Origin of the sequence: Psychroserpens sp. SPM9, assembly GCF_025153525.1 — a bacterium.
In the GTDB taxonomy this organism is placed as follows: Bacteria; Bacteroidota; Bacteroidia; order Flavobacteriales; family Flavobacteriaceae; genus Psychroserpens.
On sequence record NZ_JANZNR010000002.1, the window covers coordinates 261189 to 280696 of the forward strand.

Here is a 19508-nt window from a genome sequence, read left to right on the forward strand (position 1 = left end):
AAACATTCATTTAATTAACCTCTTCTTTTAAAATAGCCTAAGAGTTTTTTTACATAACTTTCATCGACACGGCAATCAATAGTGCCAGAGCCGGATTTTGTAAATGTATCTTTAAAATAATCTACTTTTTCGTTGTAGTATTTACTATAGTTTTGTCTTACCGATTTTGATGCCGTATTCACTAACACCAGTTCACCAGACTCTTCATCTTGCATTTGAACCATTCCTAAGTTTGGGATAGATTCTTCATGTTTATCATAAACTCTAATTCCGGTAATATCATGACGTCCAGCCGAAATTTTTAAGGTTTGTTTATAGTCATCAGCAATAAAGTCACTCAATACAAAAACGATAGCTTTCTTTTTCATCACATTAGACAAAAACTTAAGAGCTTCAGAAATATTGGTAAGTTTACTTTTAGGCTTAAACTCAATAAGTTCTCTAATGATACGCAAGACATGCGATCGTCCTTTTTTAGGCGGAATATAAAGTTCAATATCATCTGAAAATAAGATGAGCCCAATTTTGTCGTTATTTTGTGTTGCTGAAAAGGCTAAGGTTGCTGCGATTTCGGTAACGATTTCATTTTTAAATTGTTCTTCGGTACCAAACAATTCTGATCCGGAAATATCAACCATTAACATCATGGTTAATTCGCGTTCTTCTTCAAAAACCTTGATATAAGGCTCATTATATCTCGCGGTTACATTCCAGTCAATATTACGAACATCATCACCAAATTGATACTGACGGACTTCAGAAAAAGTCATACCACGACCTTTGAATGTCGAATGGTATTCGCCTCCAAATATATGATCAGACAAACGGCGTGTCTTAATCTCAATTTTTCGTACTTTTTTTAGTAATTCCTTGGTATCCATTTCTTTTAGTATGCAGTAGTCTCAGTTTTCACTCTCAATCTTCAGTGACAAATATTCAGTATTTTAGTAAACAGGTAATGCCTACTACAACTGAATACTGCGAACTAATTAAGGTACTTCAATTTCGTTAACTATCTTGTTGATGATATCTTCTGATGTCACATTTTCGGCTTCGGCTTCATAAGTGATTCCAATACGGTGACGCAAAACATCATGAACAACGGCACGAACATCTTCTGGGATAACATAGCCTCTTCGTTTGATAAACGCGAAGCATTTTGCAGCATTAGCTAAATTGATACTACCACGAGGAGAAGCTCCAAATGAAATAAGCGGTTTTAAATCGGCTAAACGATATTGATCGGGATAACGTGTCGCGAAAATTATATCGAGAATGTATTTTTCAATTTTTTCATCCATATAAACCTCTCGCACCACTTTTTGTGCTTTCAAAATCTGATCAACAGAAACGACAGGATTAACCTTTTCCCAACTTCCTTTAAGATTGGCTCTCATGATGAGTTGTTCTTCGGCATGCTTAGGATAATCAATAACTGTTTTAAGCATAAAACGGTCAACCTGAGCTTCAGGTAGCGGATAAGTTCCTTCTTGTTCTACTGGGTTTTGAGTGGCCATTACTAAAAATGGTTTATCCAGTATAAATGTTTCATCACCTATAGTGACCTGCTTTTCTTGCATGGCTTCTAATAAAGCCGACTGCACTTTAGCTGGTGCCCTGTTGATCTCATCGGCCAACACGAAATTGGCAAAAATTGGTCCTTTTTTAATAGAGAAATCATTAAGCTTCATGTTATAGATTAGGGTACCAACAACATCGGCTGGTAATAAATCTGGTGTAAACTGAATTCTGCTAAAGCTACCATCTACCGCTTGTGACAAGGTATTGATGGCTAATGTTTTTGCCAGACCAGGAACTCCTTCTAATAAAATATGTCCTTGTCCTAACAACCCAATTAGCAATCGTTCTACCATGTGTTTTTGTCCAACGATGACTTTATTCATTTCCATCATTAACAAATCAACAAAAGCACTTTCTTTTTCAATCTTTTCATTGATGCTTTTAATGTCAATTGTTCCAGTTTCTTCCATTATATATAGGTTTTAACGTTGAGATTACCTCGTATTAATTTAGGTACGCAAATTGTTAAAATTTTTGCTGTAATGCTGTTAAGAATTGGTTAAAAGTTAGATATATACTAGACTTTTTGAAAGGTCAAAAAAAAAGCAACGCCAATGGCATTGCTTTTTTAAGAGTATGTTATTTATTTTATTGCAAAATAATGGTTTCTATAATTGTATTTTGACCGACAATAACTTCGACATTTTCGATATTGGTTTCAGAGAAATTAGAATCAGGATTAGGTGCTACAAAAACATCATAAATTCCTTGAGGTAAGCCTACTAATAAAAAATCACCATTTTCGTCAGCGTAAGTAGAAACAATCTCATCGCCTACAGTGACACTAATTTGAGTTTGTACATCAATTGGAGAAATACTTCCGCTAATGGTACCTGTAGACACTTCGGTCGTAGCTCTAATAACTGGTTTTAAAATAATATTTCCAGAATTTCCAGCAGTAACGATTGATTCATCAACATTGAAATCAAGCCAGAATATATATTCAAAATTAGGCTCTAAAGTTTGATTTACCTGAATCTTTAGACCTGATTGCTGTGCGCTAGGTGTTGTGAGTTCGTTTGTGACACCATCAATAACAATGGTGTTATCGTCGCCTAAAACTAATCTAATTTGATTTAAAGTTCCTGAAGGAATTTCATAGGCATCAGCTAATAGCACATTAACGCCTCCTGTTAAATCGAGTAAATCATAAACACCTGTGTTAATAGCTTCAATACTTTGCCAGTTATCATCATCACTATCATTATTAACTTTGACCATGACATCAATAACCTCTACATATACGTGCTCAAAATCTCCAGGTTCATCAACAAGCTTTATGGATAATTTTGAAGTTCCTTCAACTGTTTGAGGTGTGTCATCATTGTTACAACTGATTAAACTGATTGAGAAAAGAAGTAATAAAAAAAGACTTTTTATTTTAATGGGATTCATAACTATTATTTTGAGTTTATATACTTTAGATACGCAGCAAATTAATAGTTGGATGTTTCGATTAACTAAAGAATAGTGATTAAAACAACTCAAATCGCCTTAAAAGTGTATTCATTTTAGGGTCGAGTTTTGCGTTGCCTTCAGTAGAAATTTCAATGGATTCATCCAGATCAAGCTCCATCACAAACTCATATAATGAATTAGAAATCAATTGTTTTTCAACAATATTAGCAGAAGCATTTTCGGTTTCGGCATCTAAAAGCAGTGTGTATTCGACACCATTTTTCTTAGCAGAGTTTTGATCACCTAATACCAATTTAATGCTATAAATAAATTCTGATGGAACTTCATCAAAATCAACTAAAGTCACAACTTGATTGTCTGTAATAGAACTTAAATCATGAATTCCGGTATTAATAGTATTAAGAGTTACCCATGCATAAGGATCATTTTCATCTTCTAAAACTCTAAATTGAACCTCAAGCACTTCTATATTAACCTTACTAAAAACACTTTGTGTTCCTTGAAGTTTTACCGTAACTAAACTTGTATTTTCAAAAGTTTCTGTATCGTATTCTTTAGAACATCCGGTTGCAAAAACCAGAAGGAAAAAGCTGCAAACTAAGAGCTTGTATGAAGTAATAGAGTTCATGATTGGGACATTGAATTAATTATAAAACAATAATACCCTATTCTTCAATATTTGACTATTTTTATACATGAATTACAAAAAAAACCTTATAAACTGAAAAAAAAGTGAAATATTCTCGATTAATTGCAGGTGCAATGACATGGGGACATTGGGGAAAGCAACTTTCAAAAGCAGAGATGATATCCTTGATGCAACATTGTATCGATGAAGGCATTAGTACGTTTGATCATGCCGACATTTATGGTGGCTATACAACTGAAGCTGAGTTTGGATCTGCCTTTGCTGAAAGTGGTATTAAACGAGAAGATATTGAGTTAATTAGTAAATGTGGTATTCAATATGAAAGTGAAAACAGAGCGAATACTATAAAACATTACGATTATAGTAAAGACTATATTATTTGGTCTGCCGAAACTTCTTTAAAGCATTTAAAAACCGATTACTTAGACCTATTACTGCTTCATAGACCAAGTCCGTTAATGCAACCTGATGAAATTGCTGAAGCAGTTTCAGATTTAAAAAAAAGAGGCCTCATTAAACAGTTTGGTGTTTCCAATTTTACACCTTCCCAAATGGAGCTTCTTAATACATCTGTTGCTATTTCGGTCAATCAAATAGAATTTTCTCTCACCCAACATACAGCCATGCATGATGGTCATTTAGATGCTATGATGACTCATGCAATTACACCTATGGCCTGGTCGCCTTTAGGAAGTGTTTTTAGAGAAGACACCCAACAAACCAGACGCATTCACAAACAATTAGGCCTGCTGCTAGAGAAGTACGATGCTACCGAAGATCAATTGCTCTTAGCTTGGATTTTAAAACATCCTTCACAAATTCATCCAGTGATAGGTACAACGACAAAAAAACGAATTACCGATGCCGTAAAAGCTGTAACCATAGATTTAGAATTAGAAGACTGGTTTAAACTATTAGTCGCTTGTCAAGGTCATAAAGTTCCTTAAATACAATTGAAGATTTATGACAACCTGGTTGCAACAAGAGTGGACCTTATTAACTTCAAAGTATTCTACTGATGCGGGATTAGTTTCTCGTTACTGGAAAGAAATCAAAACCTATTATACCTCAAAAAACAGACATTATCACAGTTTAACTCATATTTATGAGATGCTTAAACAAGCTGAAACTATTAAAGCAGATATCGTTAATTATGATAGTTTTAGGTTTGCTATTTGGTATCATGATATCATTTACAAGGCCACAAAAAAGAACAACGAACTTAAAAGTGCTGAATTTGCCCAAAAACGTTTAAAATCATTCGATTTTGATGAAAAACACCTTAAAAAAGTCGAAATTTTAATCAAATCGACTCAAAACCACGTTAATATTCTAGGAGAGAATAAGGATAATGCATACCTTTTGGACATTGATTTATCCATTTTAGGAAGCGCTTGGAATACCTATAAAACTTATATTGAAAACATAAGAAAAGAATATGCCATATATCCTGATTTTATTTATAATTCGGGACGAAAAAAAGCGATGCAACATTTTTTAGAGAGGGAATCAATTTATTTAACCGATGTCTATCAAAAGCAATTTGAAACCCAAGCGCGAGAAAATATTAAAAGAGAAATCAGTCTGTTATAAATGAAAAAAGTCGCAGTAATAAGCCTTTTAGGAGCTATAATTTTAATTATTAGTTTATCTGCTTTCAGAAGTAAGCAAGAAATTAATGACCCAAGGTTTATAATTCATACTCTAGATTTAAAAAAGCAAACCTTAAAATTTTACCTTCAAAATAAACAGGGGATTAATTATGGAAATCATTATGCCTTAAAACAAGCTCTTGAAAAGCAGCATCAAAATTTGGTGTTTGCAATGAATGGAGGTATGTATTTAAGAGATGGTTCGCCACAAGGTTTATATATTGAAAATGGAATAACCAAGACTAAAATAGATACGATTAAAAAAGGCTATGGTAATTTCTACTTACAGCCAAATGGTGTTTTTTATATTACAAAAGCGCAAAAGGGTGTTGTTTGTAAAACATCCGATTTTCTTCCAGATGCTAGCATTACTTACGCGACACAATCGGGACCTATGCTGGTAATTGACAATAACATACATCCTGTTTTTGTAAAAGATTCTAAACATTATAATATACGAAATGGTGTTGGTATTTTGCCCAATGGCAATCTGCTATTTGCGATGTCTAAAGACACCATCACATTGTATGATTTTGCCGACTTCTTTAAAAGTAATGGTTGTAAAAATGCATTATATCTGGATGGTAAAATTTCTAAAACCTATCTTCCAAATAAAAACTGGGAACAATTAGATGGTAATTTTGGAGTTATAATTGCTGAAACTAAACCATGATAAACAAACGCCTTCTTATCAAAAACCTACTTGCTCACAATGATGAGAATAGCTTTTATGATAAAAAACGAAAAGTCGATATCACGCACAAAGAAGGTAAAGCCAAGTTTTTAAAACACATTTGTGCACTTTCTAATAGCAATCCTAAAAACAATTCCTTTATTGTTATTGGTGTTGAAGATGAAGATAATAAGATTATAGGTGTTCATTTTTTTGATGACAGCAAAATTCAAAACCTCATCAATGCTTATCTCACTAATCCGCCTATAGTCCAGTATGAAAATATTCCTTTTCCACATTTACCTGATGATAAAGTTGTAGGATTAGTTACTATTAGACCCATTGATAAAATTACTTCTCTCCGAAAAAATATCTGGAAATATTATGGCGGTTCGGTGTTTTTTAGAGACGGAAGCATGAGCATGCCTAAAGTATTTGATATTGAAATTAAAGATGTTAATTCCAAAATTGTAAACGCTATAGAAGCGCATGCACAAAACAATATTGAATATACATTAGACGGTGTTTTCGATTTTATGAATAAACGTAAAGATTACAATCCGCAGTATAAAGTGTTTAAAGAGTATTTTGTTTTATGTTGGTCTGGTCAGAAAAAAGTAATCAAAAATGATGTTTTTTTCTCTAGAGTTGATATCGAATTAATCAATGAACAAGTTCGTTTATTTTTTTCAACGCTCGATGAAGTTTCTATAACTTACGACAGTAATACATTCAAAATAATAGAATATGTGAGCTTAGGACTTCAAAATCAAAACAAGTATTATAAGTTAGAAGAAACCCTAATTCACTTTGAAGACAATGCGCACTACACCATTGAAACCAAACTTCTATTTGAGCCACCACAATTTGATAAAAAAGTACTCCATCATATCTACAATTCTAATAATGCCATTTTAGAAAAAATAAAAAAAGGCTTTACACTCAATAAAAATGAAGTCTTGGATCTTAAAAACCTTCCAGCAACCTACCTTATATGCTATTTTAACGCATTTCATGAAGCCTTAGATAAATTAAATGAAGCTAAACCTTATTTAAAGGCTTACAGCAAAACTATTTACAATTCGTATCAAGAGGCGATTCGAATTTTACGCAAAGTAAAGTACAGTTAATAGTGATTTAAAACTTTAATCACTATTAACTGCAATTTGAAATTTTAATTTAGAATTTCTCATCTTTTTTGAAAGGACACACTACAGCATGAGCAATAACATATATATCTCCATCAACATCATCGATTTTATAACTATCGTCTAATGCTCCATCAGAAATATTATGCCCTTCTGTATATTGGCCAGGAGCAACAGTAAATTGCCCATTTCTCTTTCTCGGGTATTTTTCATTTCCTACAAATAGATGAGTTTCAAAAAAACCATAACCTTCATGAGCAACAAAATCTACTAAAACATAATCAGACTCATAAACGATAGTTAGCGTCCCTATTTCTTCTCCATTATCAAGGTTGCAGCCTCCTGCAGCTTGATATATTGGATATGATTGGTTATGATAAGCAGAAATAGGCCCAATTGTCCAACCCCATTTATTTGAGTTTAAATCATCATCATCTAAAAAGCAGATTGCTTCATCTTTTTTACCATAAGCATAAGCGGTCTCACATAGGCTTTTTTCATCTTTTGGCTCTCTATCCAAAGCGTTTTCAGAAGTAATTTCTTCATTTTCACAAGACGAAAGTGAAACAAAAAAAGAAAGCATAATTAATTTAAGTAATGTTTTCATAATAATATGTATTGATTAATAGCGACTTAAAGTTACATAAATTTAATTAAAAAAAACACATTAAATTACTGATAGTCTATTAGTTAAGAAAAATCTCACACCGCCACAAGTGTCAATTATTTTTCCTCAATTAGGCATTTAATCCAAGAAATTTTCAAAACGTTACCATTCATAGAGTTTTTTTAACCACTTACAGTTTTTTTTGCTAAGTGACTTCCTTTTTTACGATTTTAGCAGTGCTATTAATCAATTACATACAACCTTATTTCAACATCGGTTAGCCGAAAGCGAGATAAGGTTTTTGTTTTTTACGCCATTAGATTTCTAGTCAAATTGACTAAAATTCGAATTTTTTAATTCAGAAAAATCGTATAATTACCATTCATACAGTTTTTTTTACCACTTATAGTTTTTTTTAGAAAACACACTTAATTTTTACGATTTTAGCAGTGCTATTAATCAATTACATATAACCTTGTTTCAATGTCGACGTGTCGAATGTGAAACAGGGTTTTTGTTTTTATAGCTTTAAACAAACTTTAGTTTTGGAAAAGAGGCATTCAAAATTGCATCGTCTTGCACAGCTAACCATCGGTCTAAAATAGTAGCATAAACAGATCTAAAATCTACTGTATATTTTAAATCACCATTGTCATCTAAGTCTGATAAACTTGCGAGTTCATTATAAAATCCAGGTTTTTTTAACTGATTCCCAATAATAAAAAGATTATTTGCTGCTCCGTGATCTGTTCCATTAGCAGCATTTTGTTTTACACGCCTTCCAAATTCTGAAAAGGTTACAATAAGTGTATCATCAAATGTCCCTTGCTGTTTCAAATCTCTAACAAAAGCTTCAATGCTTTCGGCATAAATCTTCAATAATCGCGCTTGACTATTTACTTGTCCCGCGTGCGTATCAAATCCATTAAGTGAGGCATAAAAGACTTTAGTTTCAATGCCAGAGTTAATAAGTTTAGCAGAGGTCTTGAGCTGATGGGCAAACCCGTTATTTGGATAGGTTTGTGTATTAGACGTCGTTTTGTACTTTTCAAAAATGTATTTTGCCGAAGACTCAGCAGAAATCATAGTTTTATACAAATACCCTAAATTATGCTCACTTAAATGTTCATCTTGGTAATAGTTTAAAACATTCTTAAAATAGGGATCTTGAGAGGTTCTAAACAAAACAGCTGGATTTGTTGTTGCAATTCCATTGATATGCTCTCCTTTTAAAACTAACGATAAACTATCATCAATTTCAATGGCATTGTAAGGTTTTTTTCCATAGCTATCTAAATAACGTCCAATCCAACCTGTTTTTAAATACTGTTCTGCACTACTTCCTGTTTGCCATATATCTGTGGCTCTAAAATGTGAGCGATTAGGGTTTGGGTAGCCCACGTTATTAATGATGGTAAGATAACCTTCGTCATATAACTTTTTTAGCGGACGTAAATTGGGGTGAAACCCAAGTTCGTCGGTAACCTTAATAGCTTCTTTTTTTTGAATTGCAATTTTAGGGCGATTGCGATAATAATCATCATTATGAAACGGAATAATGGTGTTTAAACCGTCATTTCCTCCAGATAATTGTATTATAACAAGTCGTTTGTAGCCCAAACTAGAAGCTGATACGTTTTCAAATGCTTTTATAAAACTAGGCACAAAAAATAAGCTACTTGCTAGCGTTGATTGTTTTAAAAATTGTCTTCTGTCCATAATTAACACATTTGATATTCTGGTAATGACATTAACTGAACACAATAATCTTGTTTTGACGATTGACTTAATGTCTGTAAATAGGTTTCGGTCCCAGCACTAAGCTCAGGAATAATTAGCAAGGTTTTTAAATCATTTACCTTTACATTTTTGAACTGGTAATTAAAGGTTTCCCAGTCGACCTCAACAGATACAAATTCATTTTTCTTTTTGTTTGAACGGTACTTATCAAAAGTATCTTCAAACTCACCTTTTTCTCTTAGAGATATTTCGGCATTAGCTAAAATAATCGAAGGTAATTTTAATCGCAGCATCAATGTGTTACTGTCAATCCAGCTTTTTCCACCTTTCCATCCAGCTACATTTGGTGGATTTAATAACATTTGCCCTAGCAATTTCTGAATTTTAAAAACGTCCTTTTCTTTTTTAAATGTCACGGGAACCGTTTTTCTCAAGCCGACTAAAAATTCAATTGGAGATTTTATCTTTATTCCTATATTGGCTTCCTCGTAAAACCAATCAGACATAAACAAATAACGCATTAAACGTTCAATATTATAGTCTTCAAAAAAGATATTGGTTAATTCTTCAACTCGTTTTTCATTTATAGTGTCATTAACAAAATACCTATAAATCTTTCCGCAGACAAAACGAGCACATTGCTTTTGCTTTAAAATAATATCTATAATATCATCACCATCATAACGACCAGAATGACCAAAAAAAGTTTTAAAATCATAATCATGATGAAACCTTCTAAGCATAAAATCGCCTTCAAAATTATTATTATATCCCGTAAAAGCTCTTGCGCTTTCTTTAATATCTTCTTCAGTGTAATGGCCTTCACCTAAAGTAAATAACTCCATTAGTTCTCTGGCAAAATTCTCGTTGGGTTTTTGCTTTCGATTTTGCTTATTATTTAAAAATTTAAGCATGGCTGCTTCTTTAGAAATCGCTTTAACAAAATCTCCAAAGTGACCTAATGCATGATTCCGTAAAGTGTTATTGTATTGCTGAACATGATAAATATGTTCATCGCGACATACAAAATGGTTCGCCCAAAACAAGGTCATTTTTTCTCTTAAAGTTTCTTTTGAAGTCACTAATCGATTGACCCATGCCACATTATAGGTCTTGAGTTTTTCTCTACTTATTTTTCTAAACTCGGGTAGCTGTGTTTTATTTTTTAAGATATATGCTGTGGAAAAATGATCAATTTCAGAAGTGTCTACCTTAAGAGGTGTTGCACTAGAAGATGCTTTAAACAACATATCAACAACCTGCTCTTTGCTTTTTTGAGATACGGTATTAAGTTGTTTTGGCCTTATTCCAAAACCTGCTCTCCAGAATAAATGTTGCACATGACGTTGTTTCATAGTTATTAGGACTAAAAAATAAGCACTAGGTTTAATTATATACGTTCAAAAATGATTCCAAAGTTTATCACACAAAAAAACCGTCTCATAATGAAACGGTTTTTAGACCTTGATTTGTATGTTGATACAGAAAAATGTTCTAATTAAAGATCAAATTTAATTCCTTGTGCTAACGGCAATTCATCAGAATAGTTTATGGTATTAGTTTGGCGTCTCATATACACTTTCCATGCATCTGATCCAGACTCGCGACCACCACCTGTTTCTTTTTCGCCTCCAAAGGCTCCTCCAATTTCAGCACCCGAAGTTCCTATATTAACATTTGCAATTCCACAATCGGAACCTGCATACGATAAGAATTTTTCGGCTTCTTTCATTTCATTGGTCATAATTGCCGAAGATAAACCTTGCGCAACACCATTTTGCTTTTCAATTGCATTGTCGATATCACCAGAATACTTCATCAAATATAAAATAGGTGCAAATGTTTCGTGTTGTACAATTTCAAAATGATTTTCAGCTTCAATAATCGCTGGTTTTACGTAGCATCCCGACTCATAACCTTCGCCTTCTAAAACACCACCTTCAACCAAAACGTTTCCGCCTTCAGCTTTTGCTTTTTCAATAGCTGCTAAGTACATGTTTACAGCATCTTTATCAATTAAGGGTCCAATATGATTTTTTTCATCCAGAGGATTACCAATAGTTAATTGACCATAAGCGCCAACAATAGCATCTCTCACTTTATCGTAAACAGACTCATGAATAATTAAACGACGTGTTGATGTACAACGTTGCCCGCAAGTTCCAACAGCTCCAAATACAGCACCTGGAACCACCACTTTTAAATCGGCAGTTGGAGTAATAATAATGGCATTATTTCCTCCCAATTCTAACAACGACTTCCCAAAACGTTCAGCAACTGTTTTTCCGACAATACGTCCCATTCTGGTAGAACCTGTAGCCGATACTAAAGGAATTCTAGTATCTGTAGTCATAAACTCACCAACTTTATAATCGCCATTGATGATACAAGAGATTCCTTCTGGCAAATTATTTTCTTTTAAAATTTCTGCAATAATATTTTGACATGCTACAGAACATAGAGGGGCTTTTTCCGAAGCTTTCCACACACATACATCACCACAAATCCATGCCAATGCTGTATTCCAAGCCCAAACGGCCACAGGAAAGTTAAAGGCCGAAATGATTCCTACCACACCAATTGGGTGCCATTGTTCTCTCATGACATGACCAGGACGTTCCGAAGGAATTGTTTGACCATTAAGTTGTCTTGATAATCCCACTGCAAAATCACAGATGTCAATCATTTCCTGAACTTCACCATAACCTTCTTGTAATGATTTTCCCATTTCATAAGACACTAACTTACCGAGTGGTTCTTTTAAATCTCTTAATTTATTTCCAAACTGACGTACAATTTCTCCACGCTGTGGCGCAGGAACATCTCTCCAGGATTTAAATGCTTTAGTAGCAACATCCATGACTTTATCGTAATCTGCTCGTGTTGTCGTTCTTACTTTTCCTATCAATTGACCATCAACAGGAGAATAAGATTCAATGATATCTCCATTAGAAAAATTATTAGAACCTGTAGATGTTCCATCATTTATCTCATTAACACCTAATTGTTTTAAGGCTTCTTTTATTCCGAAATCGGTAGCAATAGCTTCCATATATGCTTGTTTTTTAAGAATTATTAAATTTTGAGGCGAAGTTACTAATAAATTGTCAGTTTTGCTTGATGATAGGTACTGAAAAATGTAACTTTAATGCACTTAAAAATCACACCTAATCATGAGATATTCTTTCTGTTTTACTTTACTATTTTTCATCTGTTTTAACTGTGCTGAAACCACTAAAACTTCAGAAAACGAAAACACCACAACCAATGACTTCAAAACAAATACAGAAACAAAAGCCGAGTTTGCCATAATCATTCATGGTGGTGCAGGTACTATTCTGAAAAAAAATATGACTCCTGAAAAAGAAGCGGCCTATAAAGCAAAATTAGAGGAAGCCATCAGAGTAGGTTATGAGATTTTAAAACAAGGCGGAAGCAGTATTGATGCTGTACAATTAGCCATCAATGTGATGGAAGATTCGCCACTCTTTAACGCCGGAAAAGGTGCCGTATACACTAATGCTGAAACCAATGAGTTAGACGCTTCCATTATGGACGGAAAAACCTTAAATGCTGGTGCTTCTGCAGGAACAACCACAGTAAGAAACCCGATTAATTTGGCGCGAATTATTATGGATAAATCACCACACGTTATGATGGCTGGTGTTGGTGCCGAAACCTATGCAAAAGAACAAAATCTAGCCATCGTTGAACCGTCTTATTTTTATACTGAAAACCGCCTAAATTCAGTAAAACGAGCAAAAGAGCGCGAAAAAATAGAATTAGACCATGATGATAAGACCGCCTTTTTTGATGCTGAGATTCAAAATTATAAATTCGGAACTGTGGGTTGTGCTGCACTTGATAAAGATGGAAATTTAGCCGCTGGCACCTCAACTGGTGGTATGACCAACAAGCGCTATGGTCGTGTTGGTGATGCGCCAATCATTGGAGCTGGTACTTATGCCAACAATAATTCTTGTGCGGTGTCTAGCACAGGTTGGGGCGAATATTTTATAAGGGCTATGGTAGCTCATGATATTTCGGCCTTGATGCAATACAAAGGCTTATCACTTAAAGAAGCTGCCCAAGAGGTGATTCAAAAGAAAGTTCCAGAACTTGGTGGTGATGGTGGTATTGTTGCTGTTGATAAACATGGCAACATGGTGGCCGAGTTTAATACCTCTGGAATGTATCGGGCTTCTATGAATGCAAAAGGCGAATTAACGATAGGGATTTATAAGGAGTAAAAACGAATACTCTCAGATTAACAACGAATTCTATTTTATTTGTAACACATAACAAAACACAACTCGTAAATCCCTTTGATTGCCCTAGTTTTATAGTATTCAACGATTCTTTTGATGGTTTGAATAGTAAGCACATAAACCAATAAACATATCCGAAGCCATGACACTTAAACATCTATTTGCTCTTATTATTTGCCTTGCATTTGCTGTTTCCTGTAAAAAAAAGGACAGTATCACTCAAGAAACCGATAACCTCTTCAAGTTTAGAGATTATATTAGCTATACCTCTTCAGGCTTACAATCGGTGACAGAACCCATTACCATTAATCTGTCCAATGATGTGGAAGGTTGGGGCATTGACACTGTTATTGATGATGCCATTATTAAAATTTCTCCGCATGTTGACGGCACCTTAAAAGCTTCTAATAAACATACCCTCCTTTTTATACCTGATGAGCATTTAGACCCAGCAACAGAATATACGGTAGCCGTAAAACTCGACAAGATTTACAAGGACATGCCTAAAGATTATGAAGACTACGTATTTCAGTTTAAAACCATAACACCCAACTTTAATATTGTAACAAACAGCTTGCAATCGTACAGTAAAAAATGGCAATACATCGAAGCTGTAATTAAATCAGCAGATATCATATCACTTACAGATGCTAAAAAACTGGTGGAAGCAACTCAAAAAGGAAAATCGCTAAAATTAGCCTTTGATGAAGTAGAGCAACATTCTAATTATTTTAAGTTTAAAATTGATAGTATCAACCGTTTTGTTGAAGATTCTGAAATTACCATAACATGGAATGGAAAAGCGATAAAAGCAGAAAACAAAGGCGAAAACAAAGTCCAGATTCCTGGGATTAATAATTTTAAAATCGTAAATGTTGAAGCGTATAAAAGTCCGGAACAATTCCTATACATCAACTTCTCTGATCCTATTAAAAATCAGCAAAATTTTGATGGTTTGGTAACCATTCAGAATGTCAAAAACCCAAAATTTGTGGTTGTTGGGAATGTGCTAAAAGTTTATCCAGACACCAAACTGGTTGGTAATATCCAGGTCGATGTGTTTCAGGGTATCAAAAATACGGATGGTTACAAACTTAAAACGGCATTTTCTGAAGCCATCTCTTTTGAAGAAATAAAACCTCAGGTTCGCCTCATAAGTAACGGCACAATTTTACCTAATTCTAATGAGCTTAAATTTAATTTTGAAGCGGTTAACTTAAGTGCTGTAGATGTAAGGGTTATTAAAATATTTGAAGATAATGTCTTACAGTTTCTTCAAGACAACCCAATGAACAGCAACAATCAAAACGAAATTAAACGTGTTGGTCGTCGTATAGCAAAGCAAACTATTCCGTTGCAATCTGCTGCTGAAAATTCAGGAAAATGGAAAGCTTACAGTATCGATTTATCCAAGTTTTTCAAAGCCGATCCAGGTGCCATTTACAGAGTCGAACTGAGTTATTCCAGAAACTATTCTTTGTATGATTGCGAGGCAAATCCGCAAGGTGCTTTAAACGACAACGATGAGTATGACGATTACTATTATGAAGAGGATTATTATTACGATGATTTTGCGGATACAACTACCGAAGACGAAGAACTTAAAGAACAAGAATACTGGGACAATCGTACGTACCGTTACCGAAACTACACCTATAACTGGAGACAACGCGATAACCCATGTGACGATGCCTATTACAATGAAAACCGCATTGTATCCCAAAATCTATTAGCATCCAACTTAGGTGTCATCGTAAAGCAAGGCGTTAATAACAATTATTATTTTGCGGTTACCAATATTTTAAATACCAATCCGGAAGCAGGAGCCACAATCAAATTGTATAATTTTCAGCAACAGGAAATTGGTTCGACCTCAACCAATAGTGAAGGTTTAGCGGTTTTCGAATCTAATAAATATGCCACTTTTGCTATTGTAACTAAAGGCAATAATACTAGTTATCTCCGACTAACAGATGGGAATTCACTTTCCTTAAGTAAGTTTGATGTTTCGGGGAATCGTTTACAACGCGGACTCAAAGGCTACATCTACGGAGAGCGTGGTGTTTGGCGACCAGGTGACTCACTTTTCCTGACATTTATGCTAAATGATAAAGCCAACGAACTTCCTAAAGGCCATCCAGTAAAACTTGAAGTTACCGATCCCAATGGAAAACTGGTGTACAAACACGTGACAACTGATAATGTCAACAACTTCTTTAAGTTTATTGTACCTACGTCTTCCGAAGGAAAAACAGGAAACTACAATGCTAAAGTTTCTGTTGGAGGTGCCCAATTTTATAAATCTTTAAAGGTGGAAACGGTCAAACCGAACCGCCTGAAAATTAAAGTAGATTTTGATAAAGACGTATTGTCAAGCAACGAACCTCTCAACGGAACACTTGATGTAAAATGGTTACATGGTGCGCCTGCTAAACAAATCAAGGCAGAAATTAAGGCTAAATTCAGCAGTTCTTATACAAGTTTTAAAAACTTTAAAGACTATACGTTTACCGATCCTGCGCGTCAATTTAATTCGGAAGAACTCAATGTTTTTGAAGGACATCTTGATGAAGAAGGAACAGCAACCATCACGACCAATTTAGATGTTGGAAAGAATGCACCAGGAATGCTCAATGCACAGTTTTTAGTTCGAGCTTTTGAAAATGGTGGCGATTTTTCTTTAGATGCATTTACGAAAACCTATTCGCCTTATGCATCTTATGTCGGACTCAAATCTCCGAAGGGTAATTATTATGGTTCTTATTTTACAGACACTAACCAAACCTTTGATTTAGCCGTTGTTGATAAAGACGGAAAGCCTGTACAACGAAACGACCTGGAAATAAAAGTGTATAAAATTGAATGGCGCTGGTGGTGGAACTCCTCGTATGACAACCTTTCCAATTATGTATCGAGTAGTTACCACAGACCCATTTTAAACCAAAAAGCATCAACAGGTGCCAACGGAAAAACCTCATTTAATATCAAAATCCCTGAAAATGAAAGAGGCCGTTACCTCATTAGAGTGTATGATCCTGTGAGTGGCCATGCGACGGGACGAACTGCCTATTTCTATAAAAACTGGTCTGGTATGTCAACAGGAAATGACAAAGAAGCGGCAAAAATGCTGGTATTTGCTTCAGATAAAGACAATTATAATGTTGGTGAAACCGCGACCATTAAATTCCCTTCCGGAAGTGAAGGTCGTGCTTTAATAAGTATTGAAAATGGCTCGGACGTGATAGAACACAAATGGGTGAAAACTAACAAAGGAGAAACCACTGTTGACATTCCGATTACTTCGGAAATGGCGCCCAATGTATTTGTCAACATCTCCTTATTACAACCACATGCCATCACAAGTAACGATTTACCAATACGACTCTATGGTGTTATTCCAATTTTGGTAGAAGATCCAAAAACCATTCTCGAACCAGAATTACGAATGGCCAGTGTACTTAGACCAGAACAAGAATTTGAAGTCTTTGTTTCCGAAAAAAATAAAAAATCAATGACCTATACCATTGCGATGGTCGAAGAAGGCTTATTAGATTTAACACGATTTAAAACCCCAAATGCATGGAACGATTTTTATTCGCGTGAAGCATTAGGTGTGAAAACCTGGGATATTTTTGATGATGTGATTGGTGCTTATTCTGGAAGTATCGATCAGGTCTTAGCTATTGGTGGAGATGGTAGTGCTGCCAAAGGCAAGAATAAAAAAGCAAATCGCTTTAAGCCGGTTGTCACTTATTTAGGTCCATTTGAGTTAGAAGCCGGAAAGTCTAAATCGCATAAAATCAAAATGCCAAATTATGTTGGTGCAGTACGAACCATGGTTGTTGCTGGAAATAACCAAATGGAAGCCTACGGAAGTACCGACAAATCTGTAGAAGTAAAAAAACCATTAATGGTCTTAGCGACTTTACCCAGAAAGTTAAGTCCGGGAGAAAAAGTAACACTTCCTGTGACCGTATTTGCGATGGAACCTAAGGTCAAAAATGTGAACTTAAGCTTGAAATTAAGTGAGGGAATTTCAGTTGTAGGAAACAGTAGTCAGCAAATGACTTTTGCAAAACCTGACGAGCAAATGGCTTACTTCGAGTTAGATGTGAGCAAAGCCAAAGGCATTAATACGGTTGAAGTTATAGCCACTGGAAATGGTGAAAAGTCAAGCTATAAAGTTGAATTGGATGTGGTAAATCCGAATCCGATAACCTCATTATACGAAAATGCAAAGCTGGAAGCCAATGCTTCAGAGCGTTTAGAGTTTAGAACCTTCGGCGTGCCTGGAACCAATACAGCAACAGTGGAATTCTCCACGCTTCCACCTATGGATTTCTCAAAACGCTTACAATACCTGATTCAATATCCACATGGCTGTGTAGAGCAAACGACCTCAAGTGTCTTTCCGCAGTTATACTTGAGTGATATATTCGATTTAAAATATGAGAAAAAACAAGAAATTCAGTCGAACATAGAAAACGGCATCAGACGCTTAGGAAATTTCCAACGTCCAAATGGTGGCATGAGTTACTGGATTGGAGAAAATACAGCTAATGACTGGGGAACGAGCTATGCTGGGCATTTCTTAATTGAAGCCGAAAAGAAAGGTTTTGTATTACCACTTACTTTTAAAAGCAACTGGTTAAGCTACCAAAAGCAAGCGGCTCGAGATTGGAGACCAAGTTACAGAAACTATAATTCCGATTTAGCACAAGCCTATAGGTTATACACGTTGGCTTTAGCGGGTAGCCCAGATCTTGCGTCTATGAATCGCTTACGCGAGTTTAGTGAAATTTCGAACGAAGCCAAATGGCGATTGGCTGCGGCTTATGCTTTAGCCGGACAAAAAGAAGCGAGTGCACAATTGTCGCAATCGGCTAATATCGATTTTAAACCACCAAAGTATAATTATTATACCTATGGTTCGGTAGATCGTAATCGCGCTATGGCTTTAGAAACCATGATTATTACACAAAATCCAAAAGCCCGAGCACTTTCAGAACAAATTGCAAAAGATTTGTCGAGTACTAATTGGATGAGTACACAAACGACCGCTTACAGCTTATTGGCTATGGCGAAAATGGTGGAAGCCAATGGTGGGAAAGACATGAATTTCACCTATACTTTTGGAGGCAAAACGGAAACCATAACCACCAAAAGTACCATTGCACAGCGTGAGTTGGCTGTAGTGGATGGTGCCAACACCTTACAACTTAAAAATGAAGCCGGGAATCTTGTTTATGTAAGAGTTTTAAACTCTGGTAAGTTACCATTAGGAGAAGAACTCGCCGAACAACGCGGTTTAAGTGTTTCGGTAATTTATACCGATTTAAAAGGAAATCGTATCGATGTAAAAAGCTTACAACAAGGACAAGATATTGTGGCTAGAGTGAGCGTAAGCAATTTAAAGAATGAAAACCTTCGGGATGTCGCCCTGACTCAAATTTTTCCATCGGGATGGGAAATAGTGAATACGCGTTTTACAGATTATGGAGATACCACAACGAGTGCAGCCCGATATACAGATATTAGAGACGACCGTGTGAATTTCTATTTCGATTTACCATCAAAGGGGAAACACGGGACCAAAGTCTTTACAGTCATGCTGAATGCTTCGTATTTAGGAACTTATTATTTACCAGGAACTCAAGTTGAAGCCATGTATGATAATGATTTCTTTGTGCGAAATAAGGGAAGTTGGATTGAGGTAAAGAAATAAAAAAACGCTTGTTTACAAGGTGTTTAGTCAAAGATGTGAGATTCTG

General features: G+C 35.0%; 14 protein-coding genes. 6 read left to right on the plus strand and 8 right to left on the minus strand.

What is annotated here, in order from left to right; translation table 11 throughout:
• Positions 1-14: 14 nt before the first annotated feature.
• The 4 genes from N4270_RS05020 to N4270_RS05035 all read right to left on the minus strand — a co-directional run bounded on the left by N4270_RS05020 (position 15) and on the right by N4270_RS05035 (position 3628).
• Positions 15-881, minus strand: a complete 867-nt coding sequence (locus tag N4270_RS05020) for a DUF58 domain-containing protein (RefSeq protein WP_260095839.1) — start codon at positions 879-881, stop codon at positions 15-17.
• Between the two features lie 108 nt (positions 882-989).
• A complete protein-coding gene (locus N4270_RS05025) occupies positions 990-1991 on the minus strand; it encodes a MoxR family ATPase (protein ID WP_260095840.1) in 1002 nt (333 codons plus the stop codon).
• A gap of 178 nt (positions 1992-2169) precedes the next feature.
• Positions 2170-2976, minus strand: coding sequence for a DUF4382 domain-containing protein (locus N4270_RS05030; RefSeq protein ID WP_260095841.1), 807 nt, complete (start codon positions 2974-2976; stop codon positions 2170-2172).
• A gap of 79 nt (positions 2977-3055) precedes the next feature.
• Entirely contained in the window at positions 3056-3628 is a 573-nt protein-coding gene (locus N4270_RS05035; protein WP_260095842.1) for a DUF4382 domain-containing protein, read from the minus strand.
• Positions 3629-3732: 104 nt separating this feature from the next.
• Here N4270_RS05035 and N4270_RS05040 point away from each other — a divergent pair, with 104 nt between their 5' ends.
• Genes N4270_RS05040 through N4270_RS05055 form a run of 4 tightly spaced genes read left to right on the plus strand, consistent with a single transcriptional unit; the run spans position 3733 to position 7104 of the window.
• Positions 3733-4596, plus strand: a complete 864-nt coding sequence (locus N4270_RS05040) for an aldo/keto reductase family oxidoreductase (RefSeq protein WP_260095843.1) — start codon at positions 3733-3735, stop codon at positions 4594-4596.
• A 16-nt stretch (positions 4597-4612) separates the two neighbouring features.
• Entirely contained in the window at positions 4613-5242 is a 630-nt protein-coding gene (locus tag N4270_RS05045; RefSeq protein ID WP_260095844.1) for a hypothetical protein, read from the plus strand.
• A complete protein-coding gene (locus tag N4270_RS05050; RefSeq protein ID WP_260095845.1) occupies positions 5243-5974 on the plus strand; it encodes a phosphodiester glycosidase family protein in 732 nt (243 codons plus the stop codon).
• The gene (locus N4270_RS05055) at positions 5971-7104 is read left to right on the plus strand and encodes an ATP-binding protein (RefSeq protein WP_260095846.1); all 1134 of its coding nucleotides are present in this window, start codon (positions 5971-5973) and stop codon (positions 7102-7104) included. The genes N4270_RS05050 and N4270_RS05055 overlap by 4 nt, the downstream gene beginning before the upstream one ends.
• Positions 7105-7153: 49 nt before the next feature.
• Here the strand turns inward: N4270_RS05055 and N4270_RS05060 are convergent, their stop codons facing one another.
• The 4 genes from N4270_RS05060 to N4270_RS05075 form a co-directional block, all read right to left on the minus strand.
• Entirely contained in the window at positions 7154-7729 is a 576-nt protein-coding gene (locus N4270_RS05060) for a hypothetical protein (protein WP_260095847.1), read from the minus strand.
• A gap of 528 nt (positions 7730-8257) precedes the next feature.
• The gene (locus tag N4270_RS05065; protein WP_260095848.1) at positions 8258-9448 is read right to left on the minus strand and encodes a DUF1501 domain-containing protein; all 1191 of its coding nucleotides are present in this window, start codon (positions 9446-9448) and stop codon (positions 8258-8260) included.
• A 2-nt stretch (positions 9449-9450) separates the two neighbouring features.
• Positions 9451-10824 carry a DUF1800 family protein gene (locus N4270_RS05070; RefSeq protein WP_260095849.1) on the minus strand — a complete coding sequence of 458 codons (1374 nt, stop codon included), beginning with the start codon at positions 10822-10824 and terminating at the stop codon, positions 9451-9453.
• A gap of 143 nt (positions 10825-10967) precedes the next feature.
• Positions 10968-12521 (minus strand): aldehyde dehydrogenase family protein, encoded by a 1554-nt coding sequence (locus N4270_RS05075; protein WP_260095851.1) that lies wholly within the window; start codon positions 12519-12521, stop codon positions 10968-10970.
• A 121-nt stretch (positions 12522-12642) separates the two neighbouring features.
• Between N4270_RS05075 and N4270_RS05080 the strand changes: the two genes are divergently transcribed.
• Both N4270_RS05080 and N4270_RS05085 read left to right on the plus strand, forming a co-directional pair.
• Positions 12643-13719: an isoaspartyl peptidase/L-asparaginase family protein gene (locus N4270_RS05080; RefSeq protein ID WP_260095852.1), complete on the plus strand. Its 1077-nt coding sequence runs from the start codon at positions 12643-12645 to the stop codon at positions 13717-13719.
• Positions 13720-13879: 160 nt separating this feature from the next.
• Positions 13880-19462 carry an alpha-2-macroglobulin gene (locus N4270_RS05085; protein ID WP_260095853.1) on the plus strand — a complete coding sequence of 1861 codons (5583 nt, stop codon included), beginning with the start codon at positions 13880-13882 and terminating at the stop codon, positions 19460-19462.
• Positions 19463-19508: the final 46 nt, after the last annotated feature.

Bases quoted from the DNA above. Each gene is read 5' to 3' on its own strand.
- N4270_RS05020 (WP_260095839.1), bottom strand. From the start codon at position 881: ATGGATACCAAGGAATTACTAAAAAAAGTACGAAAAATTGAGATTAAG.
- N4270_RS05025 (WP_260095840.1), bottom strand. From the start codon at position 1,991: ATGGAAGAAACTGGAACAATTGACATTAAAAGCATCAATGAAAAGATT.
- N4270_RS05030 (WP_260095841.1), bottom strand. From the start codon at position 2,976: ATGAATCCCATTAAAATAAAAAGTCTTTTTTTATTACTTCTTTTCTCA.
- N4270_RS05035 (WP_260095842.1), bottom strand. From the start codon at position 3,628: ATGAACTCTATTACTTCATACAAGCTCTTAGTTTGCAGCTTTTTCCTT.
- N4270_RS05045 (WP_260095844.1), top strand. From the start codon at position 4,613: ATGACAACCTGGTTGCAACAAGAGTGGACCTTATTAACTTCAAAGTAT.
- N4270_RS05050 (WP_260095845.1), top strand. From the start codon at position 5,243: ATGAAAAAAGTCGCAGTAATAAGCCTTTTAGGAGCTATAATTTTAATT.
- N4270_RS05055 (WP_260095846.1), top strand. From the start codon at position 5,971: ATGATAAACAAACGCCTTCTTATCAAAAACCTACTTGCTCACAATGAT.
- N4270_RS05060 (WP_260095847.1), bottom strand. From the start codon at position 7,729: ATGAAAACATTACTTAAATTAATTATGCTTTCTTTTTTTGTTTCACTT.
- N4270_RS05065 (WP_260095848.1), bottom strand. From the start codon at position 9,448: ATGGACAGAAGACAATTTTTAAAACAATCAACGCTAGCAAGTAGCTTA.
- N4270_RS05070 (WP_260095849.1), bottom strand. From the start codon at position 10,824: ATGAAACAACGTCATGTGCAACATTTATTCTGGAGAGCAGGTTTTGGA.
- N4270_RS05075 (WP_260095851.1), bottom strand. From the start codon at position 12,521: ATGGAAGCTATTGCTACCGATTTCGGAATAAAAGAAGCCTTAAAACAA.
- N4270_RS05080 (WP_260095852.1), top strand. From the start codon at position 12,643: ATGAGATATTCTTTCTGTTTTACTTTACTATTTTTCATCTGTTTTAAC.
- N4270_RS05085 (WP_260095853.1), top strand. From the start codon at position 13,880: ATGACACTTAAACATCTATTTGCTCTTATTATTTGCCTTGCATTTGCT.